This is a genomic window from Paraburkholderia domus (assembly GCF_905220705.1).
Taxonomy (GTDB): domain Bacteria; phylum Pseudomonadota; class Gammaproteobacteria; order Burkholderiales; family Burkholderiaceae; genus Paraburkholderia; species Paraburkholderia domus.
Genome location: NZ_CAJNAT010000001.1, coordinates 866,609 through 891,798, shown reverse-complemented (window position 1 = coordinate 891,798; position 25,190 = coordinate 866,609). Strand labels below are relative to the sequence as shown.

Annotated in this window: 22 protein-coding genes, 2 tRNA genes and 1 pseudogene; 7 read left to right on the top strand and 18 right to left on the bottom strand. The window is 63.0% G+C overall.

Going from position 1 to position 25,190, the window contains the following annotated elements:
* Window positions 1-28 precede the first annotated feature (28 nt).
* From fumC to KHO31_RS03850, 5 genes are all read right to left on the bottom strand, one after another.
* Window positions 29-1,429: a class II fumarate hydratase gene (fumC, locus tag KHO31_RS03870; RefSeq protein WP_211622792.1), complete on the bottom strand. Its 1,401-nt coding sequence runs from the start codon at window positions 1,427-1,429 to the stop codon at window positions 29-31.
* Between the two features lie 16 nt (window positions 1,430-1,445).
* Window positions 1,446-3,053 (bottom strand): phospholipase D family protein, encoded by a 1,608-nt coding sequence (locus KHO31_RS03865; protein ID WP_201140509.1) that lies wholly within the window; start codon window positions 3,051-3,053, stop codon window positions 1,446-1,448.
* 329 nt (window positions 3,054-3,382) lie between these two features.
* The gene (gene panS / locus KHO31_RS03860) at window positions 3,383-4,342 is read right to left on the bottom strand and encodes a ketopantoate/pantoate/pantothenate transporter PanS (protein WP_201070219.1); all 960 of its coding nucleotides are present in this window, start codon (window positions 4,340-4,342) and stop codon (window positions 3,383-3,385) included.
* Window positions 4,343-4,659: 317 nt separating this feature from the next.
* Window positions 4,660-6,072, bottom strand: coding sequence for an MATE family efflux transporter (locus KHO31_RS03855; RefSeq protein WP_201084678.1), 1,413 nt, complete (start codon window positions 6,070-6,072; stop codon window positions 4,660-4,662).
* 347 nt (window positions 6,073-6,419) lie between these two features.
* Entirely contained in the window at window positions 6,420-6,638 is a 219-nt protein-coding gene (locus KHO31_RS03850; RefSeq protein WP_054036168.1) for an RNA-binding S4 domain-containing protein, read from the bottom strand.
* A 306-nt stretch (window positions 6,639-6,944) separates the two neighbouring features.
* Between KHO31_RS03850 and KHO31_RS03845 the strand changes: the two genes are divergently transcribed.
* Both KHO31_RS03845 and KHO31_RS03840 read left to right on the top strand, forming a co-directional pair.
* A complete protein-coding gene (locus tag KHO31_RS03845) occupies window positions 6,945-7,391 on the top strand; it encodes a hypothetical protein (RefSeq protein WP_201070215.1) in 447 nt (148 codons plus the stop codon).
* A gap of 192 nt (window positions 7,392-7,583) precedes the next feature.
* Complete coding sequence (locus KHO31_RS03840; RefSeq protein ID WP_201121783.1) at window positions 7,584-9,734, top strand: ATP-dependent helicase; 2,151 nt, start codon at window positions 7,584-7,586, stop codon at window positions 9,732-9,734.
* A gap of 115 nt (window positions 9,735-9,849) precedes the next feature.
* On the opposite strand, the gene KHO31_RS03835 is transcribed toward KHO31_RS03840, so the two are convergent.
* The 8 genes and pseudogenes from KHO31_RS03835 to fdxA all read right to left on the bottom strand — a co-directional run bounded on the left by KHO31_RS03835 (window position 9,850) and on the right by fdxA (window position 14,679).
* A complete protein-coding gene (locus tag KHO31_RS03835; protein ID WP_201070211.1) occupies window positions 9,850-10,629 on the bottom strand; it encodes a DUF4088 family protein in 780 nt (259 codons plus the stop codon).
* Between the two features lie 330 nt (window positions 10,630-10,959).
* Window positions 10,960-11,283 carry an AzlD domain-containing protein gene (locus KHO31_RS03830; RefSeq protein ID WP_201070210.1) on the bottom strand — a complete coding sequence of 108 codons (324 nt, stop codon included), beginning with the start codon at window positions 11,281-11,283 and terminating at the stop codon, window positions 10,960-10,962.
* A gap of 77 nt (window positions 11,284-11,360) precedes the next feature.
* Window positions 11,361-12,119 (bottom strand): annotated as a pseudogene (locus KHO31_RS03825) (AzlC family ABC transporter permease); the annotation flags it as partial.
* A gap of 250 nt (window positions 12,120-12,369) precedes the next feature.
* A complete protein-coding gene (locus tag KHO31_RS03820) occupies window positions 12,370-13,197 on the bottom strand; it encodes a helix-turn-helix transcriptional regulator (protein ID WP_201070207.1) in 828 nt (275 codons plus the stop codon).
* A 114-nt stretch (window positions 13,198-13,311) separates the two neighbouring features.
* A complete protein-coding gene (locus KHO31_RS03815) occupies window positions 13,312-13,788 on the bottom strand; it encodes a CreA family protein (protein WP_201070204.1) in 477 nt (158 codons plus the stop codon).
* A gap of 238 nt (window positions 13,789-14,026) precedes the next feature.
* Window positions 14,027-14,102 (bottom strand) — tRNA-Asn (locus KHO31_RS03810).
* A gap of 62 nt (window positions 14,103-14,164) precedes the next feature.
* A tRNA-Asn gene (locus tag KHO31_RS03805) sits at window positions 14,165-14,240 on the bottom strand.
* Between the two features lie 115 nt (window positions 14,241-14,355).
* Window positions 14,356-14,679, bottom strand: coding sequence for a ferredoxin FdxA (gene fdxA / locus KHO31_RS03800; RefSeq protein ID WP_054036179.1), 324 nt, complete (start codon window positions 14,677-14,679; stop codon window positions 14,356-14,358).
* A 280-nt stretch (window positions 14,680-14,959) separates the two neighbouring features.
* Here fdxA and pncB point away from each other — a divergent pair, with 280 nt between their 5' ends.
* The 5 genes from pncB to KHO31_RS03775 all read left to right on the top strand — a co-directional run bounded on the left by pncB (window position 14,960) and on the right by KHO31_RS03775 (window position 20,982).
* On the top strand, window positions 14,960-16,156 hold the full coding sequence (gene pncB, locus KHO31_RS03795; protein WP_201070201.1) for a nicotinate phosphoribosyltransferase: 1,197 nt from the start codon (window positions 14,960-14,962) through the stop codon (window positions 16,154-16,156).
* A gap of 170 nt (window positions 16,157-16,326) precedes the next feature.
* Entirely contained in the window at window positions 16,327-16,989 is a 663-nt protein-coding gene (locus KHO31_RS03790) for a LutC/YkgG family protein (RefSeq protein WP_201070199.1), read from the top strand.
* Between the two features lie 64 nt (window positions 16,990-17,053).
* Window positions 17,054-18,481: a sodium:proton antiporter gene (locus KHO31_RS03785; protein ID WP_201084676.1), complete on the top strand. Its 1,428-nt coding sequence runs from the start codon at window positions 17,054-17,056 to the stop codon at window positions 18,479-18,481.
* A gap of 66 nt (window positions 18,482-18,547) precedes the next feature.
* A complete protein-coding gene (locus tag KHO31_RS03780) occupies window positions 18,548-19,537 on the top strand; it encodes a 2-hydroxyacid dehydrogenase (RefSeq protein ID WP_201070196.1) in 990 nt (329 codons plus the stop codon).
* Window positions 19,534-20,982 carry a DNA recombination protein RmuC gene (locus tag KHO31_RS03775; protein WP_201084675.1) on the top strand — a complete coding sequence of 483 codons (1,449 nt, stop codon included), beginning with the start codon at window positions 19,534-19,536 and terminating at the stop codon, window positions 20,980-20,982. Before KHO31_RS03780 ends, KHO31_RS03775 begins: the two co-directional genes overlap by 4 nt.
* A gap of 173 nt (window positions 20,983-21,155) precedes the next feature.
* On the opposite strand, the gene KHO31_RS03770 is transcribed toward KHO31_RS03775, so the two are convergent.
* The 5 genes from KHO31_RS03770 to moaA all read right to left on the bottom strand — a co-directional run bounded on the left by KHO31_RS03770 (window position 21,156) and on the right by moaA (window position 25,120).
* Window positions 21,156-21,644, bottom strand: a complete 489-nt coding sequence (locus tag KHO31_RS03770) for a GNAT family N-acetyltransferase (RefSeq protein ID WP_201070192.1) — start codon at window positions 21,642-21,644, stop codon at window positions 21,156-21,158.
* The gene (locus KHO31_RS03765; RefSeq protein WP_054036190.1) at window positions 21,644-21,919 is read right to left on the bottom strand and encodes a hypothetical protein; all 276 of its coding nucleotides are present in this window, start codon (window positions 21,917-21,919) and stop codon (window positions 21,644-21,646) included. The genes KHO31_RS03770 and KHO31_RS03765 overlap by 1 nt, the downstream gene beginning before the upstream one ends.
* Before the next feature lie 88 nt (window positions 21,920-22,007).
* Entirely contained in the window at window positions 22,008-23,309 is a 1,302-nt protein-coding gene (moeA, locus tag KHO31_RS03760; RefSeq protein WP_201070189.1) for a molybdopterin molybdotransferase MoeA, read from the bottom strand.
* A 74-nt stretch (window positions 23,310-23,383) separates the two neighbouring features.
* The gene (gene mobA / locus KHO31_RS03755) at window positions 23,384-23,998 is read right to left on the bottom strand and encodes a molybdenum cofactor guanylyltransferase MobA (RefSeq protein WP_201070186.1); all 615 of its coding nucleotides are present in this window, start codon (window positions 23,996-23,998) and stop codon (window positions 23,384-23,386) included.
* A gap of 12 nt (window positions 23,999-24,010) precedes the next feature.
* Entirely contained in the window at window positions 24,011-25,120 is a 1,110-nt protein-coding gene (moaA, locus tag KHO31_RS03750; protein WP_201070183.1) for a GTP 3',8-cyclase MoaA, read from the bottom strand.
* Window positions 25,121-25,190: the final 70 nt, after the last annotated feature.

Genomic DNA, 25,190 nt, shown 5'->3' with positions numbered 1-25,190 from the left:
GGGTTAATTCAAGCAGGCAATCCGCGAATCACCCCGCCGAATGCCCGACCATATCCTTCGGCCGGACCCATTCGTCGAACTGCTGCTCGGTGACATAGCCGAGCGCCAGCGCCGACGCCTTCAGCGTCGTGCCTTCCTTGTGCGCTTTCTTCGCGATCTGCGCGGCCTTGTCGTAGCCGATGTGCGGATTGAGCGCTGTCACCAGCATCAGCGATTCGTTGAGCAGCGTATCGATGCGCTCGCGATTCGGCTCGATGCCCACCGCACAGTTGTCGTTGAAGCTGTGCGCGCCGTCGGCAAGCAAACGGACCGATTGCAGCACGTTGTGCGCGATCATCGGCCGGAACACGTTCAACTCGAAGTTGCCGCTCGCGCCGCCGATATTCACCGCGACGTCGTTGCCGAACACTTGCGCGCACAGCATCGTCAAGGCTTCGGATTGGGTCGGATTGACCTTGCCCGGCATGATCGAGCTGCCCGGTTCGTTCTCCGGAATCGACAGTTCTCCAAGTCCGCAACGCGGGCCGCTTGCGAGCCAGCGAATATCGTTGGCAATCTTGTTCAGACTCGCCGCGACCGTCTTCAACGCGCCGTGTGCGAACACCAGTGCATCGGCGCCTGCCATCACTTCGAATTTGTTGGGCGCCGAGACGAACGGCAAGCCGGTCAGTTTGCCGATCGCCGCCGCCACCTTGTCGGCGAATTGCGGATGCGCGTTCAAACCGGTGCCGACCGCCGTGCCGCCCTGCGCGAGTTCGTACAGATGCGGCAGCGCCGATTCCACGTGACGGATGCCGTGATCGAGTTGCGCGACGTAGCCTGAAAACTCCTGGCCGAGCGTAAGCGGCGTGGCGTCCTGCAGATGTGTGCGGCCGATCTTGACGATCTCGGCAAAGGCTTTCGCCTTACCGTCGAGCGTCTCGCGCAACGTTTTCAGCGCAGGCAGCAGATGCTTGACGATCGCATAGGCGGCGGCTACGTGCATCGCCGTCGGAAACACGTCGTTCGACGACTGGCCGCGATTCACGTCGTCGTTTGGATGCACCTTGCGCGCCTCGCCGCGCTCGCCGCCGAGCAGCTCGCTCGCGCGATTCGCGATCACTTCGTTGAGGTTCATGTTGCTCTGCGTGCCGGAGCCGGTTTGCCAGACCGCGAGCGGAAATTCCTCCGGATGCTTGCCGTCGATGATCTCGTCGGCCGCTTGCATGATTGCCTTCGCCTTGTTCCCGTCGAGTACGCCCAGACCCTCGTTGACCTCGGCGGCGGCGCGCTTGATCACGGCCAGCGCGGTAATCAGTTCGGGCGATTGCTTCTCAGACGAAATGCGGAAATTCTGTAGCGAGCGCTGAGTCTGTGCGCCCCATAAACGAGCGTTCGGCACGGCGATCTCACCGAACGTGTCGCGCTCCATTCGTACGTCTTCGGTCATGGTTCAGCTCCGCTTCTCAAAGTTGTTCGTTGACAGGCAATAGGGAGAATAGACCCGTTAGCGCATTCCGGTAAAAACCCGCTTGCGGATCGAAAATATAGGTGCGGCGCGTGCCGTTTTCGACGTCGGTCCAGACGAGCGGCGAGAGAGGTGCACCGATCGAGCGCAAATAAGCGAGTTGCGCCGGGTCGGCGAGCGTGACGCGATAGCTTACTTCGGGCGCGATTGCATGTTCGAAGATCTGCGCGACCTGTTCGGCGAGCGCCGGGCTATGGATGACCAGCGTCTGCTCGGTGTTCAGATTGGCCGAGCGCGGATCGAGATTCATCGAGCCGATCACCAGGATTTTGTGGTCGATGACATAGGCTTTCGCGTGCAGGCTGGCTCGCGACCGAGATCCAGTGAAACCAGCGCGCGGCGCCTTTTGCTGCGGTTTGAATTCATACAATTCCACGCCCTGTTGCAGCAGCGGCACGCGGAACGGGCTATAGCCGGCTTGCACGGCCACAGCATCGGTCGCGGCGAGAGAGTTGGTCAGCACGGCAATGCGCAGGCCCCGATGCGTCAGTTCGCCGGCCGCCTTGACGCCGGTCTCGTGCGGGACGAAGTAGGGCGAAATGATCAGAAAATCTTTCTGCGCGTCGTGCATCAGTTCAATTAATCGCTGCATCGGCGGGCTGACGTAGTCGGGCGACGGATGTTCGATTTTCTCCGGCAGGTCCGCCTCGAATTCGGCCGGCGCCCACGTCAAGCCGAGTTGATCTTTCGCGATCTGCGAGGCGAGCGGTGTGGCGTTCAGCGGTTTCGCGTTGTACGGATCGGCGTTGATGCGCCAGTGCTGGCGTAAATCGTCGCGCGTCTGGTCGAGTTCCTTCGCATTGAACTTCTGTTTGTTCAGCACCCGCAGCGGATAGGCGATGCTGCTATTCCAGTAGTTGTCGAAACTGGCGGAGACATCGGCGGTGATCTGACCGGCGGCCAGCACGTCGAGGTCGCGGAACTGCAGTGTTTCGCTGGCACTGAAATATTCGTCGCCAAGGTTGCGGCCGCCGACGATGGCCAACTGGTTGTCGGCGATCATCGACTTGTTGTGCATGCGGCGCGTGAAATGGCCGATCTGCGTGAACACGTTCGTCGTGCGTTCGAACACGCCTTCCTGCGCGCTGCCGAATGGATTGAAGACGCGGATTTCGATGTTGTCGTGCGAGTTCAGACCCGCCATCGTCTGGTCGATGTCCTTGAAGTTCAGATCGTCGACCAGCATGCGCACTCTCACACCGTGGTCGGCCGCGTAGAGCGCGGCGGCGAGCAGCAGCTTGCCGGTGGTGTCCTCGTTGGCGATGTAGTACTGCATGTCGAGGGTTTTCGTCGCCGCGCGCGCGAGTGCAATGCGCATCTGCAAGGCGTCGGTGCCGCTCGCCAGTACCCGAAAACCGGACTCGTTCGGATGCGCGGCTTCGAGTGGCGCGAGGGCCGTGTGAAGCGGCGTTATTTCAGTGACGGGCAGTGCGTGGGTGATCTGACGGTCGTACGCGGTGGCGGGAGGCATGGTCGCGCAAGCGGTCAAAAGCGCCGTTGCGCAGCAGAGCAGGAAGAAATGTCTCGCTGTCCCCCACGGGGACATCCTGCGGAGCGTGCTAAACGCGCCCTGGCGGCGTAGTGCGGTCTGACTTTGACTTTGACTTTGATGCCACGACACGCTGTTACTCCCGTGTTTGCAGGCTTCTCATGGCGGCGGCGTGTGTGGCTTGCTCACGCTGTCGAGAAATGCATTCTAAAGGGAATCAGACCGGTGAGCTTTCGTTCTTCCGTATAACGACGGCGTGGGACTTTGGCGCGGTTTGTTTGTCGGTGCGGCGCGTTCTGTCTGCACGCCACAGGCGCGCAGACAGATGCCGCTAGTCAAGGCAGCAAGCCTGCGACCTGCGGCGCTTGATGGTCGCTTGACGGTGATTATCCGTGTTCGGCGTTCAACGCGCGTTCGCCATCCGGATGCGTAGACCCTTTTGCGGGACGTCCTGCCCAATAACCCGCAAGCAGCGAGCCGGACAGGTTATGCCACACGGAAAACAACGCGCCCGGCAATGCCGCGATCGGCGTGAAATACAGCTTGCCGAGCGTCGCCGCGAGTCCCGAGTTCTGCATGCCCACTTCGATAGCGAGCGTGCGGCAGACGGCTTCGTCGAAGCCGAGCAGACGTCCGCCCCAGTAGCCGCCGAGCAAACCAATGCCGTTGTGCAGCACGACGCCCAGCATCACCACGAGACCCACCGACGCGATGCTCTTCTGCGTGCCACCCACTACCGCACCGATGATCAGCACAATCGCGACCATCGAGATCAGCGGCAAAATCGGTTCGACCTTGCGCACGGCCTTGTTGAACAGTTGGTTGACGACGAGGCCGACCACGATCGGCAGGGCAACGATCTGCAGGATGCTCATGAGCATGCCGTGCACGTCGACGGCAATCGACGCGTCCACATAAAGACGCGTGAGCAGCGGTGTCGCGAACACGCCGACCAGCGTCGACAATGCGCTGATCGTCACCGACAACGCCACATCGCCGCGCGCCAGATAGATCATGACGTTCGACGCCGTGCCGCTTGCGACGCTACCCACCAGCACCATGCCGGCAGTCAGATCCGGGGGCATGCGGAGTGTCTTGGCGATTGCCCATGCTGCCAGCGGCATCACGAGGTAGTGCAGGACGATGCCTGCAATCACCGGCGCGGGCCGCGTGAAGACGCGCTGGAAATCGGCCACGGATAGCGTGACGCCCATTGCCAGCATGATGATCGTCAGGAGCGTAGTGACATGGGGCGCAATACCGGCGAACGAGGCGGGCGAGAAGTACGCGGCAATCGAAACGAGCACGGCCCAGAGCGGAAATAAACGGGTGACGCGGGCAAGCATGACGGGTGGTCCTTGATTATGTTTTATAGCGGGAATTGAAGGTCGGTCGTGCGGCATGCCGTCAGTCGAGGAGGCATGCCCGGGGCGCCGCTCGCGAGGAGCGGCAGGGCCCTGGCGGAGGATGTCGGGCCGTCGGGCGGCGCGGCCTTCGTGAGGTGCGCAAGTGGCGTCACGCGGGTGCGCGCGGTTTTGCCAGAGCGCGCATTTTACCGTTCGTGGCGCGTTTGCCGGGAAACGTTGGTTGCGTGCGCAACCATCTGTGCTTGGCCTGGTTCGGGCCGACCTCAGGCCGACCTCAGGCCGACCTCAGGCCGGCCTCAGGCCGACGGAGCAGGCGGCGCGCCGGGCGTGACTGGCACGCGCCGCAAGCTCAGCTTGTGAAAGCGCAGCGTCATCAGCAACGCGACGCTCGCGAGGCCGGCCGCGAGTCCCCACCACAAACCGCGCGCGCCCAGCCCGAAGTGAAAGGCCAGCACGTAACCGGTCGGAAAGCCGATAACCCAGTACCCGAACGTCGCGGCGATCATCGGCACCCGTGTGTCCTTCAGACCGCGCAGGCAGCCCGAGCCGACCGTCTGCATGCCGTCGACGATTTGGAAGATCGCGGCCACGCCGAGCAGCGAACTCGCCAGCGTAACCGTGGCTGCATTGGCCGGGTCGTCGAGATGAAGATACAAGCCCACGATCCAGTGCGGCGCGGCGATCAGCACGATGCCCGACAGCGTCATGAAGCCGACCCCGAGCGCGAGCGCAACGAAACCCGCGTGGCGCGCGGCGAGCGGTTGGCCGGCGCCGGACCAGTAGCCGACCCGTACATTTGCTGCCTGACCGATCGCGAGCGGCACCATGAAGGCCACCGAGGCGACGTTCAACGCGATCTGATGCGCGGCCAGTTGCGATTCGCCGAGCAGGCCGACCATCAGGCCGGTGGCGAGGAACAGTGTCGATTCGACGCCGTAGGTGATCGCGACCGGCCAGCCGATGCCGAAGAGTTCACCCATCAACGGCACGTTCGGCCGCGTTGCGACGACGAAATGTTTATAGCGGGGCCGCAGATGCAACAGGGCCATCAGCACGAGCGCGCTCAGCCATACGGTGATCGAGGTGGCCGCCGCTGAACCGAGAAAGCCGAGGCGGGGCAGTCCGTAGGCGCCGTGAATCAGCCCGTAGTTGAGAAAACCGTTGACGAACACGCTAACGAGCGATACCCACAGGAGCCGTTTGGCCGCGCCGATGGCCGGCAGGAACGAGCGCATCAGGCCGACGCCGATCAGACTGCCGAGCGAGCCCCAGCGCAACACCGCCGCGTATTCGCCGACGTTGTGCGCAAGCAGCGCGGGTTCGCCGAAGGCCAGCAGGACGGGCGTGGCGAACGACAGCAGGAAGAACGCCGGCACCGACAGCAGCACCGACAACACGAAGCCGGTCCAGTAAATATGCGGCACACGGCCTTCGTCCTGCGCGCCGCGCGCATGCGACACGCTCACGCTCACGGAGGTGAGCACGCCTTGCAGCAGTGTGACCACGACGAAGAACAGGTTGGCGCCGAGGCCGCCGGCGGCGAGCGCGTCGGGGCCGAGCGAACCGAGCAGGATCGTGTCGGTGACGCCCATCGCCATTTGCGAAAGCTGCGCGATGGCGAGCGGCGCGGCGAGCCGGGCGGTGTCGGCGGCGTGGCGGGTCAGGGTCGGCGGCCGGGCGGCCACCCGGGTGAAGCCGGATTGAGTCATGGAGCGCTTGGAAGCGGAAGGGGCGACAGCGCGGCGGCGGGCGCGAGCCGGACGACTTGCGCGGCTGGCGAGCTGCCGGTGGCGAAATCCGGCGGCTCGCGAAAGCGTAGGGCGGCTGTCAGCCGATTGTTTGTCTGTCGAAACTGACAGCTTATTGCTTAGGCGCGGGGATGTCGATGGAGGAAGCACGATTTTGGTGCGCGCGGTCCTCCGAGTTTCCCGACTCGACGTTTCTGATGACGGGCCCGGGCCATTGGCTTCCCGTCTTCGATTTGGTGTTCACGGCTGCCAGCTTCCGGTTTAGCGTCCTGGCGGCGAGTTTTTCCCGAGTCCGACGAGGCAGCGCCTCAAGCCTCGTGTACCGCGATCCGCGTATCGCCGAGCAGCACGACCTGGCCCGCGCGGATTTTGCAGGTTTTGCGCGTTTCGACCCGGCCGTCGACGGTCACCGCGCCGTCCGCGACCATCATTTTTGCCTGCCCGCCGCTGTCCGCGAGCCCCGTTATCTTCAGGAGATTGTGCAGTTCGACGTAGTCGCCGGTCAGTGTGAAATCGAGGTTGGGCATGGCGTTTGCACCTTGAAGCAAAGGGTTCGCATCATAAGCCAGAAGCTTGCCCTGAATGAAAGTCTCCGTCGTCCCGGACCCCGCTCAGGCGATTGCAAGCAAATGTTATGTAGTTGTCAGAAAATGAAACGTTCCGTAACACTGGTCGTATGTTAAGAACTTGACTCGTAAAGTGCTGGTCTGTAGGAAAGCTTGCTGGATTTTTCCGGCAACGAACAGGCCGGGCGAGGCGCGCATGAAGTGCACATCAAACTGCTGCGCCGGATACGACGCCCGCGTCACAACAACTTTAGAGAGGATTTAGCCATGACTCAGATTCGTACGTTCCTGATCGGTACCGCCCTGACTGCTTTTGCCGCTACCGCTGCTGTCGCGCAGACCGCGCAACCGGCTGCCGGTATGAACGGCCAGGCACAGGTCCAGATGCAAGGCGCCGACGTCGCGCCCGCAGCACAGGGTGTGCAGCCGGTAACGCCGGCACCGGCGCGTCTGACGGCATCGGGCTCGACCGATCCATTGGTCCAGAAGCGCGACGCCAACGCACAGGCTAATGCTGAATACAAGGCGTCGAAGAAGGCGTCCAAGGCGGAGTTGAAGCAGCAGCAAAAGGCTGCCAAGTCGCAGTACAACGAGCAGGTGCACGACGCCAAGATCAACCAGAAGGCTGACAAGCAGGCCGCCAACAATGAAATGAAGATGAACATGCAAGGCCAGGCGGCCGATCAGGACAACGCCGCAGACGTGAAGCACTAAGCCCAAGTCGTGCAGTATCTGGCGTGACGGCACCTTTGGCCGACACGTCGAAGAAAAATAGCCCGGAGCGCATCTGCGTCCGGGCTATTTTTTCTGTGCGGTACGGAAAAAAGGGTCGCTTGCCGCAAATGGTTGTATGGATATACAGTATGCGTCGCCGCGTCCACTCCATCTCAGGCCCGAAAATCCACCGTGCTCTCCGTCGCTGAATCTCCGTCACCGTCCTATTCCGGTACCGACAGCGCCGCCTGGCTGGCAAAGCTCAACGACGCGCAACGCGAAGCCGTCGAATACGGTGCCGACAGTCCCAACGCGCCGCCGGGCGCGCTGCTGGTGATCGCGGGGGCCGGCTCCGGCAAAACCAATACGCTGGCGCACCGGGTCGCCAATCTGGTGGTGAAGGGCGCCGATCCGCGTCGTATCCTGCTGCTGACCTTCTCACGCCGCGCCGCGCTCGAAATGACCCGCCGCGTCACGCGCATTGCCGGCGCGGCACTTGGCACGCGCGCTGCGCTGGCGCAAGGGTTGACGTGGTCGGGCACCTTTCATAGCGTCGGCGCGCGGCTATTGCGCGAATATGCTGACCTGATCGGCCTCGCGCCGGCCTTCACGATCAACGACCGTGAGGATTCCGCCGACCTGATGAATCTCGTGCGTCACGAGCTAGGCTTGTCGGCGAAAGAGCGGCGTTTTCCGGCCAAGGGCGCCTGCTTCGCGATCTACTCGCGCGTGGTGAACACCGGCGCGTCGCTCGCCGACGTGCTCAACGGCGCTTTTCCCTGGTGCCGGGAGTGGGAGGCCGATCTGCGCATGTTGTTCGCGGCGTACGTCGAAGCCAAGCAGAAGCAAAGCGTGCTCGACTACGACGATCTGCTGCTCTACTGGTCGCACATGGCCGCCGAGCCGGCGATCGCAGCCGATTTGTCGGCGCGCTTCGATCACGTTCTCGTCGATGAGTATCAGGATACCAACCGCCTGCAGGCGTCGATCCTGCTCGCGCTGAAACCCGATGGCCGCGGCCTGACCGTGGTCGGCGACGACGCCCAGTCGATCTATTCGTTTCGCGGCGCCACGGTGCGCAACATTCTCGACTTTCCGGCGCACTTCAACCCGCCTGCCAAACAGGTCACGCTCGAGCGCAATTACCGCTCGACCGGATCCATTCTGGCGGCGTCGAATGCGGTGATCGAGCTCGCAAGCGAGCGCTACACGAAGAATCTGTGGACCGACAAGGCCTCGGCGCAGCGCCCGCGTCTGGTGACGGTCGCCGACGAAGCGGATCAGGCCCGCTACATCGTCGAACAGGTGCTCGAAGCGCGTGAGCAGGGCATGAAGCTGAAATCGCAGGCGGTGCTGTTTCGCGCCGCCCATCACAGCGCCGCGCTGGAGATTGAACTGACCCGGCGCAACATTCCGTTCGTGAAGTTCGGCGGCCTGAAGTTTCTCGACTCGGTGCATGTCAAGGATGTGCTCGCCGTGCTGCGCTGGGCGGAGAATCCACGCGACCGTGTCGCTGGTTTTCGCGTTGTGCAATTGCTGCCGGGCGTTGGTCCCGCCACTGCCGCGAAGGTGCTGGACGAGGTCGTGGCGCGGGCGGGCGTCGGCAATCCGGCCGATATCACCCATAGCCCCGGCGGCGCGCTGGCCGCCTTTGCACCGCCCGCTCGCGCGCAGGAAGACTGGCATCCGTTCGTCAAGCTGATGTCGAGCGTGTACGGGCGCCAGACACCGTGGCCGGCCGAGTTCGAAATGGTGCGGCGCTGGTACGAGCCGCATCTCGAACGCAATCATGAGGACGCAGCGATCCGTCACGCGGATCTACTCCAGATGGAAAGTATCGCGGGCACGTATGCATCGCGCGAACGCTTCCTGACCGAGCTGACGCTCGATCCGCCGGACGCCACCAGCGACGAATCCGGCGTGCCCCTGATCGACGAGGACTACCTGATCCTGTCCACGATCCATTCGGCGAAAGGGCAGGAGTGGCGCAACGTGTTCGTGCTGAACGGCGTCGACGGTTGCATTCCGTCCGATCTCGGCACGGGCAGCGAGGAAGAAATCGACGAGGAACGGCGCCTGTTATACGTGGCGATGACGCGCGCGAAGGAGGACCTGCATATCGTCGTGCCGCAGCGCTTTTACGTGCACAACCAGACCCATATGGGTGACCGTCACGTGTGGGCGTCGCGCACACGGTTCATTCCGGCGCATCTGATGCCCTTGTTCGACGCTTACGCCTGGCCGCGCGTGCCGGTGCCGAGCGCTCCCACAGCGACGGGATTGGCCGCGGCGGCGCAGGCGAAGATCGAGATTGGGGCCAGGCTCAGGAAGATGTGGGATTGAAACGGTGATGCCGGGTTCGGGCGCGATCGAGGCCGCCATGTTGCGGCCTCCTGGTCCGATGTTCCGGCAACCGTTGCGGCTGCCTTCAGTTGCAGCTGGCCGGTGCCGGCCGGATTTAGCGCGACTGCCGTTGCTGCCGTTGCTGCTGCGGTGGCTGCACCGGACGCGGCGGCACAAAGAAATTGCGTAGCCATGCAGCGAGGCGTGAGAACACGTCATACGGCTCTTCGACGAAAATCTCCGGCTTCAGCAAGCGCAGGTACTCCATGATCTGCTGCGCTTCCTGCTTCTGGAACGAGCCGTGCGAAATACCGAGGCGCAAGAGGCCGCGCAGTTCGCCGAGCTTTTCGCGCGCGGTGCTGCCCACACCGGTTTCGCACGCCACTTTGGCTTCGTAGACGCGCTGGCGCAGCGATTCCACCAGCCGCCAGGCCGGTGTCTGCATGGTTTCCTCGAGCGCCTGGATGTCCTGTGCCGCGCCTTTGATCTGCGCCGCGAGCGGATCGATCAGCGCTGCGTCGCCTTCCGCTTCCTTGACGATGGCCGCTGCCCAATCGCGGCATTGCTTGGCGAGTTCTTCGGGCGTCCATTCCGAGCGGGCCGCAAAGCCGAAACCGAATTCCTCCGCCTGCCGCATCAGAATCGCCACGACGTCCGGGAATTCCTTGTCCAGCGTGCGTTTCGCCCACGCGTACTGGCCACCCTGCAACATCCGCTGAACCGCGTGCTCGGTCAGCGGCACCATGTTGTCGAGTAGCTTGGCGCGCAAAAAGTCCTCAAACGACGGCGTCGCGAACTGCGGATCGAGCTTCAGCGAAACCCGCAGAAAAGCGTCGAAGTCCTTGCGCAGCGTTGCAATGGTCTCGTCTTTGAGCGTGAGGGTGATTTGACCCATGTGTTATCCCGTTTGGTCCTGCCGCGCTGCATTGTCATGTCGGCGGTTCGCGCACGGACCCCGTGAGACGCGACGCCAATGCCGGCGCGGTTGATTCCTGCCTGTTGCCGCATAACCAGCGGGACGTATCCCGACGAGCGGACCTCGACTTCTTATCGGCGGAATTAAGGGAAACTTAAGGGTGGGCGGGCGTACTGGCGACGCTTTTAGAGGGATGCATCGCCTAATGACGGCAGTGCGCGGCGGGCGCCACCCCGTGCCGAGCCAGCCGCGCTCGGCGCCTGTGGCAACGGGGTGCCACAGGCGCGCGCCGTGAGCCTCGAACCGCGCTTATTTAAGCACGACGCATTGCCAGACAAAAAAGACCGTCAGGCCGACCGCGATGGTCAGGAGTGGCCGCCGCGTCAGCGCGCTGACTACGATGGCGGCCAGCGCCCCGACCAGTTGCGGATTGCGCCAGGTCAATTCGGCGCCGCTGCCGTGCGGCGAGACCGCCATCGGGACGATGATCGCCGTCAGCACGGTAACAGGAACGAAGCCGAGCGCGGTGCGCACGAGCGGCGGAAACACCAGCCGGTCGCCGAGCACGAAGACGGCGGCGCGGATCACCCAGGTAATGGCGGCCATGCCAAGGATCAGAACGATGTAATTCATCGCGATGCTCCTGCGGTTTCCTGCACTGCGTCCTGCGAGAGTTTCCGTGGGGCTTCCCGCGGGGGCTCCTGCGAGCTTGCGCGCGGCGTTTCGCGGTTACCCCGCGTATCTCGCCCAAATCGCGACACCGACAGCAGGACGCCGACCGCGACGCCCGCGAACACCGCGCCGAGCAGGCCGAGCTTGTACGGCCACGCCTGCCAGAAGAAGGCCAGCGTGCCCGCGGTGGCGGCCGCCGCGATATAGCGCAGCGCAACGAGTTGCGGCACGACGATCGCAATGAAAGTGGCGACCATCGCGAAATCGAGCCCGAGCGACTGCAGGCCCGGAAAGGCCGCGCCGAACAGCAGGCCGGCGACGGTCCAGAGCTGCCAGTTCAGGTACATCGCCAGACCCGCGCCAAAGAAATAGTGCGGACCGACCGTGCCGGGCTCCCGATGCCGGTAATGCTCCCATGCGACCGCGAAGACCTCGTCGGTGAGCAGCGCGCCAAGCGCCCAGCGCCAGCGCGCCGGGAGATGCGCGACGTGTGGCGCGAGGGTCGCGCTATACAGCACGTGGCGCAGGTTGACGACGAGCGTGGTCGTCCAGATCACTGCAAAACTCGCATGGCCGGCGATCAGGCCCAGTGCGATGAATTGCGCGGAGCCGGCGAACACGACGAGCGACATCAACTGGCCGTGCCATAGATGCAGCGGACCGGACGCGACCAGGGTGCCGAAAATCACGCCGAAGGGCGCCGCGCCGACCATCATTGGGATGATGTCGCGCGCGCCGGCGGTGAATTCTTTTAAATGGCCTCTGCTTGAGGGCTGGCCGGGGGTGGAATGGGTCAATCTTGCCTCCTTGATTCGGGAAGCATAGCGAGCGGTGGTGGGCGGGGCTTGTACGTTCTTGCGGTGAGCGCGCAAAGGATGCGGAGGCGGGTTACGGGATGACCGGCCTGATGCAATTCGCGAGGCGGCTGAAGGCGTATGGTGGGGCGGGTCGGAGTGGCCCTCAAAAGAGATCGGCCTCGAGATTGCATCGCTGCGTGGTCGCGGCCGCGCGGGCTGCAGACGTCCTGCCGTCCTGTGAAGTCCTGCGTCAACCGCCTTGCCAGCGTCCCGGCGGCACGCCGAACATGCGCCGGAAATGGCGCGTGAAATGACTTTGGTCCGTGAAGCCACTGGCGGCGGCGACATCCGTCACGGAGACACCCGCGCGCAAAGGTGCCAGCGAGCGTTGCAGGCGCACCTGGTTGCGCCACGCGTGCGGCGGCAGCCCGGTGGTCTGGTTGAAAAGGCGTGCGGCGTGAAAGGGCGACAGTCCCGCTGCCTGCGCGACTTCGGCCAGCGTGACAGCTTCGGCGAGGTCGCCGGTCAGGCGCTCCTGCATTGTCGCGACGCGGGCGTCGTCGACGGCGAGGCGTGACGGTACCGGCTGCGTTTGCGAGTAGCGGACCAGCAAGGTGGACAACGCGTCGAGCATGGCGGCCTCGGCGGCGAGCGGATCGTCGCCGGCCTCCAGCAGGCAGTGCGCGCGCGCCAGCCGCTGTGCCAGATCGGGATCGCGGATCACGCCCGGTGCGAACCACGGTAATGCTTGCGGCTTGCCGGCGACTCCATTGGCGAGATCGTGAATGAAATCCACGGGCGCGTACATCACGCGATACCGCCAGCCTGCCTCGACAGCCTTCGAACCCGTGTGCAACTCGCCGGGATTGATGATCGGCACGCTGCCCGCTTCGGCGACATAGTCCGAGCCGCGATACCGATAGCCCTCGGCGCCCGCGACGATCACCGGAATTGTGTACGCATCGTGCCAATGCGGCGTGAACTCATGATCGTGATATTCGGCCGTGAGCAGATCCGCGCCGGGCAGAAGCGGCGTACGCCAGTAGCGAGCGGAATCCTGGAAACGATGGGCGGTCATGGTGAAAGTCTGGCGGTCCGGCATGACCGGTCAGTGTAGCGCGCCGCGGCGGCTGCCGGTGCCGTTGCTCGTGCTTGCGCGCCTTTGCGTAGTGCGTTTTGCCGTAGGTGGCGATTACTTGACCGGAATCGTCGTGCCGGTCGGTATCGGCACGGCGCTTACGCTGTTTTTCGCGCTGCCGCTGACGACCCGGTCGCTGTAGGTCAGGTACACCAGCGTGTTGCGTTTCGCGTCGACCACCCGCACAACATGCAGCGATTTGAAGATCAGCGACATACTCACGGAGAACACGTCGGCCTGCTGTTTCACTGGCCCGGTGAAGTGAATGGTGCCGACCTGACGGCAGGCGATCGACGCTTCGGTCGGATCTTCGGCGATTCCGAGCGTGCCCTTGACGCCGCCCGTGCGCGCCCGCGACACGTAGCAGGTCACACCCTGGACCAGCGGATCGTCATAGGCTTCGACGACCACGCGGTCTGAGCCTGTGATACGGAAGTTGGTATTGACGCTGCCGACTTCTTCGCTGTGTGCCGGAGGCAGCAGCAGGGTGGTCGTGACTGCAAGCGCGATGCGCAACAAGGTCGGTTTCATGAGGTGGCCGGGAATGAGTGCTCGGGTTGGGCGCGAGAGAGTTGCGTCGAGATAAAACACCATCGTATAACGGCGTATCCACCAGAGGGTCAGCGTTGAGGCCCTAGGTCTTGCGCAAACTTCCGGTCGGAACGGTCGGCCCCAGACCAGGTCACCCGATCCGGCATCGAAATCGGCCGGGCCAAAAAGGCCCGCCAAAACAAAAAGGCCCGCACGAATGCGGGCCTTCTAAATTTTTTGGCTCCTCGACCTGGGCTCGAACCAGGGACCTACGGATTAACAGTCCGGCGCTCTACCGACTGAGCTATCGAGGAACAGCAGTACAACTTGATCTACATAAAAAAGCCCGTATTGGTTAACGGGCTTTTGCAATTCTTGGCTCCTCGACCTGGGCTCGAACCAGGGACCTACGGATTAACAGTCCGGCGCTCTACCGACTGAGCTATCGAGGAACAGAACAACAAACAGCAGAGAAGCGAAATTGTAGAAGCAGCTTAAGCGCCTGTCAATACCCTGCGTTCATCTCGATTTGGTTCGAATGCAACAGCGGGAGACAGGCCGCGCCACTTAACGGACGAGCAGGGCCAGCTTTTCCTTCACGTCCTTGAACTCGTCGGCTTCCGGCAGCGGTGCCTTGGTCTTGGTGATGCTCGGCCAGTTCTTCGCCAGATCGGCATTCAGCTCGGTGAAGTGCTGCTGGTCGCCCGGCACGTCTTCTTCGGCATAAATGGCGTTCACCGGGCATTCGGCCACGCACACGGCGCAGTCAATGCATTCATCGGGGTCGATCGCGAGGAAGTTGGGACCTTCGCGAAAGCAGTCCACCGGGCACACATCGACGCAGTCGGTATAGCGGCACTTGATGCAGCTTTCGGTCACAACGTGAGTCATTCAGGCAGCTCCTGCATGCGGAATCAGGGAAGGCGAATACGCCAAAAGCGCTATTGTAACGTAACGTCAAGAGGCGCATACGGCATCGCGCAATGCCTTTTATACGTTTTCGTGATTAGTTTATGGCGTCCGGCGCAGCGGTCCGCCGGCGCGCTGAATCCGGGCGCATTCGGGTAACATGCGTCAGGTCGGTGCGCACGGGGCGTGCCGCACGCGCATGGGTTGACGTGTTTGGTCGAGCCAGGCTTTCCGTTTTTCCTGCAGTCCAGTTCGCACCATCATGATTATTACTTCGCTGCTCGACACCGATCTGTACAAGTTCACGATGATGCAAGTGGTGTTGCATCACTTTCCCGCGGCGAATGTCGAGTATCGCTTTCGCTGCCGCACGCCGAATGTCGACCTCGTACCGTATATCGGTGAGATCCGCGACGAAGTGCGCAAGCTCTGCGACCTGCGCTTCACCGACGACGAACTCGACTACTTGCGGCGCATGCGCTTCATCAAGGGCGACTTCATTGAGTTTCTCGCGCTGTTCCATCTGAACGAGAAATACATTTCGATCGAACCGTCGCCGAAGGGCAACGGCGAAATCGACATCGAGATCAAGGGGCCGTGGCTGCACACGATCCTGTTCGAGATCCCGATGCTCGCAATCGTCAACGAGGTCTACTTCCGCAATACCCAGCAATCGCCGGACTACAGCGAAGGGCGCGGCCGACTCGTCGAAAAGATCAAGCTGCTGGGCGCCCGCCCGGAATTCGCCGACTGCAAGATCGCCGACTACGGCACGCGCCGGCGCTTCTCGAAGCCATGGCACGAAGAAGTGATCCTCACGCTGAAGGACGGCTTGGGCGAGCAATTTGCCGGCACCAGCAACGTCTTCTACGCGATGAAGCACAACCTCACACCGCTCGGCACGATGGCGCATGAATACCTGCAGGCGTGTCAGGCTCTCGGTCCGCGGTTGCGCGATTCGCAGATCTTCGGCTTCGAAATGTGGGCGAAGGAATATCGCGGCGACCTGGGTATTGCACTTTCAGACGTGTACGGCATGGAAGCCTTCCTGCGCGATTTCGACATGTACTTCTGCAAGCTGTTCGACGGCGCGCGCCACGATTCCGGCGATCCATTCGACTGGGGCGAGCGCCTGCTCAAGCACTACGAGGCGAACCGCTGCGACCCGCGCACCAAGATTCTCGTGTTCTCCGACGCGCTCGACATTCCGAAGGTATTGCAACTGTACGAGCGTTTCCGCGGCCGCTGCAAGCTGGCATTCGGCGTAGGAACCAATCTGACAAACGACCTGGGCTACAACCCGTTGCAGATCGTCATCAAGATGGTTCGCTGCAACGGTCAGCCGGTGGCGAAGCTGTCGGATTCGCCGGGCAAGAACATGTGTGAAGACAAAGCCTATCTCGCGTATTTGCGACAGGTGTTCGGCATTGCGCAGCCTGAGGAAGACGCTGCGAAGTAATGCCGCGCCTGCGCGGCTCATGTGCGGCTCACATGCCGATACCTCGCGGAGATGGCGCTCGCCGGGTGGCCGATACGCGGCGATAGGCCGTTCGGCCAGGGTGTTCGCGCGCAGGGTGGCCGGTATAATTCTCGCCATATCGCACGGCTGTCGACACGAGGATTTCGCATATGGATACATCGATTGCCCGCCGTAACATTCTGGCGCGCATCCGCGCAGCGCAGGGGCGCGAGCCTGAGCCGTCCGCTTCCGAGCGTGAGGCTGCTGCGGATTATCTGGCGCGCCATCCCCAAGGCCCGCGTCCGGAGATGCCGGCCGATTTGATTACGCGCTTTATCGAAGAAGCGCTGAAAATGGCGACCACGGTCGATACGGTTGAAGCGCTGAGCGATGTGGCTTCCGCCGTGCATCGCTACCTCACTGAACACGCTTTGCCGCTGCAGGCGATCGCATGGCAAACCCTGCAAGATCTGCACTGGACCGAAGCCGGCCTCAACGTCGAATTCCGCAAACCCGAAGACGGCGACGTAGTCGGGCTTACTGGCTGCTTCTGCGCGACGGCAGAGACCGGCACGCTGGTACTGCTGTCCGGGCCGGAGACTTACGCATCGGCCGGCTTGCTGCCGGAAACGCATATTGCGATCGTACCGGCTTCGCGCATCGTCTCAGGACATGAAGAGGCGTTTGGCCTGATTCGCAGCGAACGCGGCGAACTTCCGCGTGCGGTCAATTTTGTGTCCGGGCCGTCGCGCACCGGGGATATCGAACAGACTATCGTGCTTGGCGCGCATGGGCCTTATCGGGTGCATGTGATCGTCGTTCGTGGCGCGTGAGCCCTGCGAGCGGCTGAGTCTCCCGCCGCGCACCGTCATCCGCGTTAACAAGGACTTCAAGAATATGAAACGACATGCCGTGTGGACGAGCATGGTGCTCGCCGCTGCACTGACGCTGGCCGGATGGCCTCAACTGGCCTCGGCGGCTACGCTCGACGGCGCGACTTTGTCGGCGCTGTGGGGCTTGCCGTTTGCAGGCGTGCTGTTGTCGATCGCGGTGTTTCCGTTGGTCGCGCCGGCATTCTGGCATCACCACTTCGGCAAAATCGCGGCAGCATGGGCGCTGCTATTCCTGGTGCCTTTTGCGCTTACCTTCGGCGCGAGCGTTGCATTCGGAACGTTGGTGCACGCGGTGCTCGAAGAATACATTCCGTTCATCGTGCTGCTGACGGCGCTTTATACGGTCGCGGGCGGCATCTGTGTGCGCGGCAACCTGCATGGCACGCCGCGTCTCAATACCGCCATTCTCGCCGTCGGCACCTTATTGGCCAGCATCATGGGCACGACCGGCGCAGCGATGCTGCTGATCCGCCCATTGCTGCGCGCCAACGACAACCGCAAGCACGTCGTTCATGTGGTGGTGTTCTTCATTTTTCTCGTCGCGAATGCGGGCGGCTCGCTATCGCCGCTCGGCGACCCGCCGCTCTTTCTCGGCTTCCTGCAGGGTGTGAGCTTCTTCTGGACCACTACGCATCTGGCGTTGCCGATGCTGTTCGTCTGCGTCGTGCTGCTGGCCGCGTTCTATGCATTGGACTCGTACTATTTTCATCGGCATGAAGAAGAGCGCTCGCGCTTTCTCGATCCGACGCCGGATTCACCGTCGCTGGGCATCGACGGCACGATCAACTTCGTGCTGCTCGCCGCCGTGATTGCGCTGGTTCTGATGAGCGGATTCTGGAAGTCGGCCGTCGTGTTCGACGTCTTCGGTACGCACGTCGCCTTGCAAAATGCCGTGCGCGATGTCGCGTTGATCGGCGTCACCGTGCTCTCGCTGGTATTGACGCCGCGAGCGGCGCGCGCGGGTAACGACTTCAACTGGGCACCGATCGAAGAGGTCGCCAAGCTGTTTGCAGGCATTTTCGTGACGATCGCGCCGGTCATCACGATCCTGCGTGCCGGCGAGGCGGGCGCGTTCGCCGGCATCGTCCATCTGGTCAACCCGTCAGGGCAGCCGCACGATCTGATGTACTTCTGGGCGACCGGCCTGCTATCGTCGTTTCTCGACAATGCGCCGACCTATCTGGTGTTCTTCAACCTGGCTGGCGGTGACGCGCAGACGCTGATGACCGCCGGCGCCACCACGCTCGCGGCGATCTCGGCCGGTGCGGTTTTCATGGGCGCCAACACGTATATCGGCAATGCACCGAACTTCATGGTGAAAGCGATCGCGGAGTCGCGCGGCATTCGCATGCCGAGCTTTTTCGCGTATTTCGGCTGGTCGGTCGTTGTGCTGATGCCGCTGTTTCTCGTCACGGGCTGGCTGTTTTTCTGACGCCTGGTTTCGCGCTTATCTTGACGCCGAGGTAGTTGGACTCGACGCGCTATTCGGAGAATTGCAATGCAGAAGATCCTCGTCGCCCGCCCGATCTTTCCCGACGTGATCGAGCGGCTCAAACAGTATTTCGACGTCGACTGGCACCAGGGCGACGTCTTGTCCGCCGACGAGTTGACGCGCCGTCTCGCTGATAAAGACGGTGCGTTGACCGCAGGCGATCCGGTCGGCGCGGCGGCACTCGCCGCGGCGCCGCGCCTGCGCGTGGTGTCGAACATGGCGGTGGGCTACAACAACTTCGACATGGCCGCGTTCAATGCGGCGAACGTGCTCGGCACCAATACGCCGGACGTGCTGAACGAATCGACCGCTGACTTCGGCTGGGCGTTGATGATGGCCACGGCGCGCCGCATCGCCGAATCTGAGCACTGGCTTCGCGCGGGCAAATGGCAGAAGTGGACCTATGACGGTTTTCTCGGCACTGACCTGTACGGCTCGACGCTCGGCGTGATCGGCATGGGCCGGATCGGGCAGGCGCTGGCGCGTCGCGCCAAGGGCTTCAACATGCAGGTGATCTATCACAACCGTTCGCGCGTCGCGCCCGAGATCGAGGCGGAGCTGAACGCGCAATACGCGTCCAAACAGGACCTGCTGCAGCGCGCCGATCACGTGGTGCTCGTCTTGCCGTACACGAAGGAAAACCATCACACGATCGGCGCGGCCGAACTCGCACAGATGAAGCCGACCGCAACGCTCACCAACATCGCACGCGGCGGCATTGTCGACGATGCGGCGCTGGTCGAAGCGCTGCGCGCGAAACGGATCGCCGCAGCCGGTCTGGATGTTTACGAAGGCGAACCGAATCTGAATCCGGATCTGCTAACCGTGCCGAATGTCGTACTGACGCCGCACATCGCCAGTGCGACTGAAGCAACGCGCCGCGCTATGGCGAACCTCGCCGCGGACAATCTGATTGCGGCGTTGGGTGAAGGTCCGCGCGCTGGCCGGCCGCCGAATCCGATCAACCCCGAGGTCATCGGCAAGGCGCGTTCATGACAATGATTCTGGTGGCGGCCGTTGCTGTGCTGGCGGTCGCCTTGGTCATCGCGTTGGCATTGCTGATGCGCGGCCATAGCCGCGCCGACGAAAGCGAGCAATTCGAGCTTCTCAGCGAGCGTATCGACGCCGCGGCAGATGCGCAGTCGCATGCTTATGAGCGGCTCGAGCGGCAACTGCGCAATGACATCACCGAGACGGCGCGCGTGTCGCGTACCGAGCAGAGCAGTGGATTCGCGCACTTTCAGCAAACGCTGGCATCGCAATTCAGCAGTATGACGACGGTGCAGGGCGGCAAGATCGACGGCTTCGCGCAGCAGCTCGACGCGGTGCGTCACAGCCTGCAGCAGCAGGCGCAGCAGGCGCGCGACGAGCAGGGGCGCACGCTCAAGCAGTTCGGCGAAACGCTGACCTTGCAACTGGGACAGCTCACCGAGGCGAACGATCGCCGCTTCGCCGAAGTGCGTGCCACCATCGAGCAGCGACTGAAAGACATCGAGGCGAACAACTCGACCAAGCTCGAAGAGATGCGCCGCACCGTCGACGAAAAATTGCACGCCACGCTAGAACAACGCCTGGGCGAATCGTTCAAGCTGGTGTCCGACCGGCTGGAGCAGGTGCATCGCGGTTTGGGTGAAATGCAGACGCTGGCGGCGGGTGTCGGCGATCTGAAGAAAGTGCTCACCAACGTCAAAACGCGCGGCACATGGGGCGAAGTGCAGCTCGAAGCATTGCTCGAACAACTGCTCACGGCAGATCAATACGCAAAGAACGTCGCGACGGTGCCCAAAAGCGCCGATCGCGTCGAATTCGCGATCAAACTGCCGGGTCGCGCGGAGACGGGTGGTCCAGCTACGCCGGTCTGGTTGCCGATCGACGCCAAGTTCCCGCGCGAGGACTACGAGCGGCTGATCGAGGCTCAGGAGCGCGCCGATCCTGTTGCGGTGGAGGAGGCGTCGCGCGCGCTCGAAGCGCGGATTCGCGCCGAGGCACGCACGATTGCTGAGAAGTATGTGTCGCCGCCGCACACCACCGATTTCGCGCTGCTGTTTCTGCCGACCGAAGGCCTGTACGCGGAAGTCCTGCGCCGGCCTGGCCTGACGGACCTGCTGCAACGCGACTATCGCGTGACGATTGCCGGCCCGACCACGCTCACCGCGTTGCTCAATAGTTTGCAGATGGGTTTCCGCACGCTTGCGATCGAGAAGCGGTCGAGCGAGGTGTGGCAAGTGCTCGGCGCGGTTAAAACGGAGTTCGGCAAATTCGGCGACGTGCTGGCAAAGACCAAGGCACAGCTTGAAACCGTCACGCGTTCGATCGAAGCCGCGGAAACACGCACCCGCGTCATGAACCGCAAGTTGCGTGACGTCGAGGCATTGCCGGGCGAAGAGGCGAGCGGGTTGCTCGGCGATGCGCTAACGGGTGTGGATCCCGACGAGCAATAGCTGCCGGAGTCGAACGTCCGGGCTGAAGTTCCAGAAAGCTGTTGATCTGCTTTAGTGGCTTGGAGCCTGGCGCTCAGTATCGAGCGGGAGCCCATCTGGGGGCTTAGTTAGGGGAGAGCAGGGTCAGTCGGCTAAATCTATAAGCTGAGCGTCGAGCCCGAACCGGCCCCGACTCAGGCGCCAGCCGTTGCGGCCAACTGTTCAAGCGCTTCGCCCGTCAGGCGCACGACACGCCAATCCGGCATCACCGTCGCGCCCATCTTCTCGTAGAAGCTAATGGCCTGCTTGTTCCAGTCGAGCACGGTCCATTCAAAGCGTCCGCACTGCCGCTCGACTGCCAGCGCCGCTAGCCGGGCTAGCATCGCGGCGCCTAAACCGCTGCCGCGTTGATCCGGTTGCACGTAAACATCTTCGAGATACAGCCCGCGTTTGCCGGCAAAGCTCGAGTAATTGTGGAAGAACAGCGCATAGCCGACGATGCGTTCTTCGTTTTCCGCCACCAGCGCTTCGATCGAGGGTCGCGCGCCGAACAGTGCGTCACGCAAGCCGTCTTCGGTCGCGACAAATACGTGCGTGAGGCTTTCGAACTCAGCCAACTCGTACGTCAGCGCGAAGATTGCGCCCGTATCCGCGGGCGTCGCGACGCGGATCGTTGCGGTCATTACGCTTCTTCCGGCGCGTCGGTCAGCTGGATTTCGATACCGCCAAAGCGCGATGCCACCCAGTTGTACGCGTGGCATGCAATCCACAGCAGGATGAAGCCGAGAATCGCATTCAGCAGCAGTGCGCTGAACACCGTGCTCAGTTCGACCGAGCCGTAGCGGATGAACGCCACCAGTACGCCGAGCAGCACGATCGGCACCGAGAACGTCAGGTACACGAGGATAAGCGCTTTGGCCGTCTGTCCCGGTGCAATGAACGAGATCTGTTTTTTCATGGAAGTCAAACCCGTGTGTCGTAGTGGTAATGGGTAAAGCTGCAAATGCGGCAGCAAACCAGCCGCAACAGCAGCGTTCCGTAAGTCGTCAGATGAGGCCGTCGAACAGCATGATATCGACGTGCTCGCCCTCGGCAATATCGGCTTCATCGTGCCCGAGAACGATGAAACAATTTGCTTCGCTCATCGAACTCAGCACGCCAGAGCTTTGTGAGCCGGTTGGCGTGACATGCCATTGGCCGTGCGCATCCCGCTCGGCGACGCCGCGCTGGTACTCGGTGCGGCCGGCCCGTTTGCGGATGGTCTGGCGGCTGGCGGCCCGCAGGACCGGCAGGGCCTGCGGCGTTGCGCCGGACATCAGCAGCAGCGCCTCGCGTACGATCTGGTAGAACGTCACCATCACGGCTACCGGATTGCCTGGCAAGCCGAAGAATAGCGCGGGCAGCCCGAGGCCCGGATGCTCGCCGGACCAGACCCGGCCAAAAGCCAGCGGCCGGCCCGGGCGCATCGCAAGACTCCAGAACGCGACGTCGCCGAACGTCTGCAGCAATTGCTTGGTGAAATCCGCTTCGCCGACCGAGACCCCGCCCGAAGTCAACACCACGTCGGCACTGGCTGCAGCGCTGCGTAACGCTGCTTCGAGAGCGGCGGGTTCGTCGCGCACCACGCCGAGATCGAGCGTATCCATGTTCAGGCGCCGGAGCATCGCAAACAGCGTGTAGCGATTGCTGTCATACACCGAACCCGGGTCGAGCGGCTCGCCGAGAGAACGCAACTCGTCGCCCGTGGAAAAAAATGCGACACGCAAACGGCGCCGCACGTTGACTTCGCCTATGCCGAGCGAAGCCAGCAAACCGAGGTCAGAGGCTCGCATGATGCGGCCGGCGCGTAGCGCGGCATGGCCGCGGGCGAGGTCTTCGCCGGCCAGGCGCCGGTTGGCGCCGGCCCTCAAGGCGCCGGCCGCAAAGCGGATCGAGGTGGAATCGGCGCTGAGCTCGACAAGCTCCTGCGGCACGACGGTGTCACAGTCGGCCGGCATGCAGGCGCCCGTCATGACGCGTACGCATTGCGTCGTGTCGATGTGGCCCGCGAAGGGATGGCCGGCCAGTGCTTTGCCGGCGATCGTCAAATCGACCGCAGACTCACTCGTTGCCAATGCCGCGCCGATGAATGCGTAGCCGTCCATCGCCGAGTTGTCGTGCGAAGGGACGTCGATCGGCGACACGATGTCGGCCGCCAGCACACGGCCAAGCGCATCGCGCAATGCCACGCGTTCGACCGCCGTGACCGGCGCAGCCCATTGACGGACGATCGCCTGGGCGGCCGAAACAGGTAGCGCGTGAGGATCGTACTGCGCGACGCAGCGGGAAAATTCGTTAAGCGTGGTCATGAAGGGCTGGGCGTCGCGACCGGAGGCGGGAGCGGCTGTTGCCGTGCGGCCGGAGCGGGATTTCAACCGGGGCCTCAACAACGCTCGAGGTCGGCGAGTTCTTGTAACGAATTGATATTGTAAAACGCGCGCTCGTCGGTAAAGGCGACTTCGACCGTCTTGTGGCGCGCGTACCACGCGCGGACCTTGCGTTCACCGGCTTCCAGAAAGGCTGCGAGGTCGTCTGCAAGACTGATGCGCAGCAACGCGAATACGGGATGGAGCGAGATGTGGCCTTCGGCGTCGGTGGTCGTGACCGTGGCGATGTCGGCCTGATTCGAGTCGAGTGCCTGCGCGAGGCGGGCGGCGAGTTCGGCCGGCAGTCCCGGCGTGTCACAGGGCGCGCTTAGCACGTACGCGGTGCCGGCCGCGCGCAGCCCGGCGAGCAGCCCGGCCAGCGGTCCGGGAAAGCCGGGCAGCGTATCGGCATGTACCTTGGCGCCGAACGGCGCGCCGAGTGTGCTGTAGACGTCGGGATGACGATTGGCGCTGATCAGCAGGGCGCCGGTTTGCGGTGCGAGTCGCTTCAGCACATGGGAGGCGAGCGGCTCGCCGTGCAGCTGTTGCAGCCCCTTGTCTACGCCGCCCATACGCATGCCGCGTCCGCCCGCGAGGACCAGACCGGTGATGTGTTCGCGTGTTAGGGTCATGGGCCTGGCCGCTTAGCCGCCGATGTATGACATTTCCACGCGACGGCCGTCCTGCTCGCGCGGCGCGGCCGCATTACTGCCGCGCAATTGCGAATAACGGTCGCTGCGGTTTTGCCAGATTTCGGCGACGGCAGTGGCGATATCGGCGTCGCTCGCACCGTTGCGCAGCAAGGCGCGCAGATCGTGACCGGACGACGCGAACAGGCACAGGTACAGCTTGCCCTCGGTCGATAGACGCGCACGCGTGCAACTTCCGCAAAATGCGCGTGTGACGCTCGAAATCACGCCGATCTCGCCGCCGCCGTCCACATAACCCCAGCGCTGGGCGGTTTCGGCTGCGCTGTGCGCTTCGAGCGGCACGAGCGGGAAATGCTCGGCGATGCGCGTCACGACGTCAGCGGAAGGCAGCACTTCGGTCATGTTCCAGCCGTTCGACGTGCCCACGTCCATGTACTCGATGAAGCGCAACACCGTGCCCGAGCCTTTGAAATGACGCGCCATTGGCACGATTTCGCTGTCGTTGGTGCCGCGCTTGACGACCATGTTGACCTTCACTGGCGCGAGCCCCACTGCGTGTGCCGCAGCGATTCCGTCCAGCACGTCGGCGACCGCGAAGTCGGCGTCGTTCATACGGCGAAACAGGGTGTCGTCGAGCGCGTCGAGACTCACCGTCACGCGGGTCAGGCCGGCGTCTTTCAGGCTGCGCGCCTTGCGCTCCAGCAGCGAACCGTTAGTGGTCAGCGTCAGATCGAGTGGGCGGCCTTCCGGCGTGGTGAGTTGCGCGAGTCTTTCGATCAGGAATTCCAGATTTTTGCGCAGAAGCGGTTCGCCACCCGTAAGACGGATTTTCTCGACCCCATGTGCGACGAAGAGCCGCGCCAGCCGTTCGATCTCTTCGAAGCTGAGCAGTGCGCTATGCGGCAAAAACGCATAATCCTTGTCGAACACTGCGCGCGGCATGCAGTAGACGCAGCGAAAATTGCAGCGATCCGTCACCGAGATGCGCAGGTCGCGCAACGGACGCGTCAGCGCGTCGTGCAGCGCGCCGCTGGGCGCCTGCACGGGGCCGGAGATGACCGGCACCGCGCTGAAATCGGCAACAGGGATGATGCGTCGGGACATGAATTACTTCGCTTGATGCTTCGTTTTGGGCTGCTTAGGTGCCATGACATGGGTGCTGCGATTGGAACCT

Coding starts and splice junctions, on each gene's coding strand:
- KHO31_RS03770 (WP_201070192.1), bottom strand. CDS start 21,644: ATGACCGCAACGATCCGCGTCGCGACGCCCGCGGATACGGGCGCAATC.
- KHO31_RS03835 (WP_201070211.1), bottom strand. CDS start 10,629: ATGGGTCAAATCACCCTCACGCTCAAAGACGAGACCATTGCAACGCTG.
- mobA (WP_201070186.1), bottom strand. CDS start 23,998: ATGACCCTAACACGCGAACACATCACCGGTCTGGTCCTCGCGGGCGGA.
- KHO31_RS03765 (WP_054036190.1), bottom strand. CDS start 21,919: ATGAAAAAACAGATCTCGTTCATTGCACCGGGACAGACGGCCAAAGCG.
- KHO31_RS03830 (WP_201070210.1), bottom strand. CDS start 11,283: ATGAATTACATCGTTCTGATCCTTGGCATGGCCGCCATTACCTGGGTG.
- KHO31_RS03845 (WP_201070215.1), top strand. CDS start 6,945: ATGACTCAGATTCGTACGTTCCTGATCGGTACCGCCCTGACTGCTTTT.
- KHO31_RS03775 (WP_201084675.1), top strand. CDS start 19,534: ATGACAATGATTCTGGTGGCGGCCGTTGCTGTGCTGGCGGTCGCCTTG.
- panS (WP_201070219.1), bottom strand. CDS start 4,342: ATGCTTGCCCGCGTCACCCGTTTATTTCCGCTCTGGGCCGTGCTCGTT.
- KHO31_RS03850 (WP_054036168.1), bottom strand. CDS start 6,638: ATGCCCAACCTCGATTTCACACTGACCGGCGACTACGTCGAACTGCAC.
- KHO31_RS03820 (WP_201070207.1), bottom strand. CDS start 13,197: ATGACCGCCCATCGTTTCCAGGATTCCGCTCGCTACTGGCGTACGCCG.
- KHO31_RS03855 (WP_201084678.1), bottom strand. CDS start 6,072: ATGACTCAATCCGGCTTCACCCGGGTGGCCGCCCGGCCGCCGACCCTG.
- fumC (WP_211622792.1), bottom strand. CDS start 1,429: ATGACCGAAGACGTACGAATGGAGCGCGACACGTTCGGTGAGATCGCC.
- pncB (WP_201070201.1), top strand. CDS start 14,960: ATGATTATTACTTCGCTGCTCGACACCGATCTGTACAAGTTCACGATG.
- fdxA (WP_054036179.1), bottom strand. CDS start 14,679: ATGACTCACGTTGTGACCGAAAGCTGCATCAAGTGCCGCTATACCGAC.
- moeA (WP_201070189.1), bottom strand. CDS start 23,309: ATGACCACGCTTAACGAATTTTCCCGCTGCGTCGCGCAGTACGATCCT.
- KHO31_RS03780 (WP_201070196.1), top strand. CDS start 18,548: ATGCAGAAGATCCTCGTCGCCCGCCCGATCTTTCCCGACGTGATCGAG.
- KHO31_RS03785 (WP_201084676.1), top strand. CDS start 17,054: ATGAAACGACATGCCGTGTGGACGAGCATGGTGCTCGCCGCTGCACTG.
- KHO31_RS03865 (WP_201140509.1), bottom strand. CDS start 3,053: ATGTCCCCGTGGGGGACAGCGAGACATTTCTTCCTGCTCTGCTGCGCA.
- moaA (WP_201070183.1), bottom strand. CDS start 25,120: ATGTCCCGACGCATCATCCCTGTTGCCGATTTCAGCGCGGTGCCGGTC.
- KHO31_RS03815 (WP_201070204.1), bottom strand. CDS start 13,788: ATGAAACCGACCTTGTTGCGCATCGCGCTTGCAGTCACGACCACCCTG.
- KHO31_RS03790 (WP_201070199.1), top strand. CDS start 16,327: ATGGATACATCGATTGCCCGCCGTAACATTCTGGCGCGCATCCGCGCA.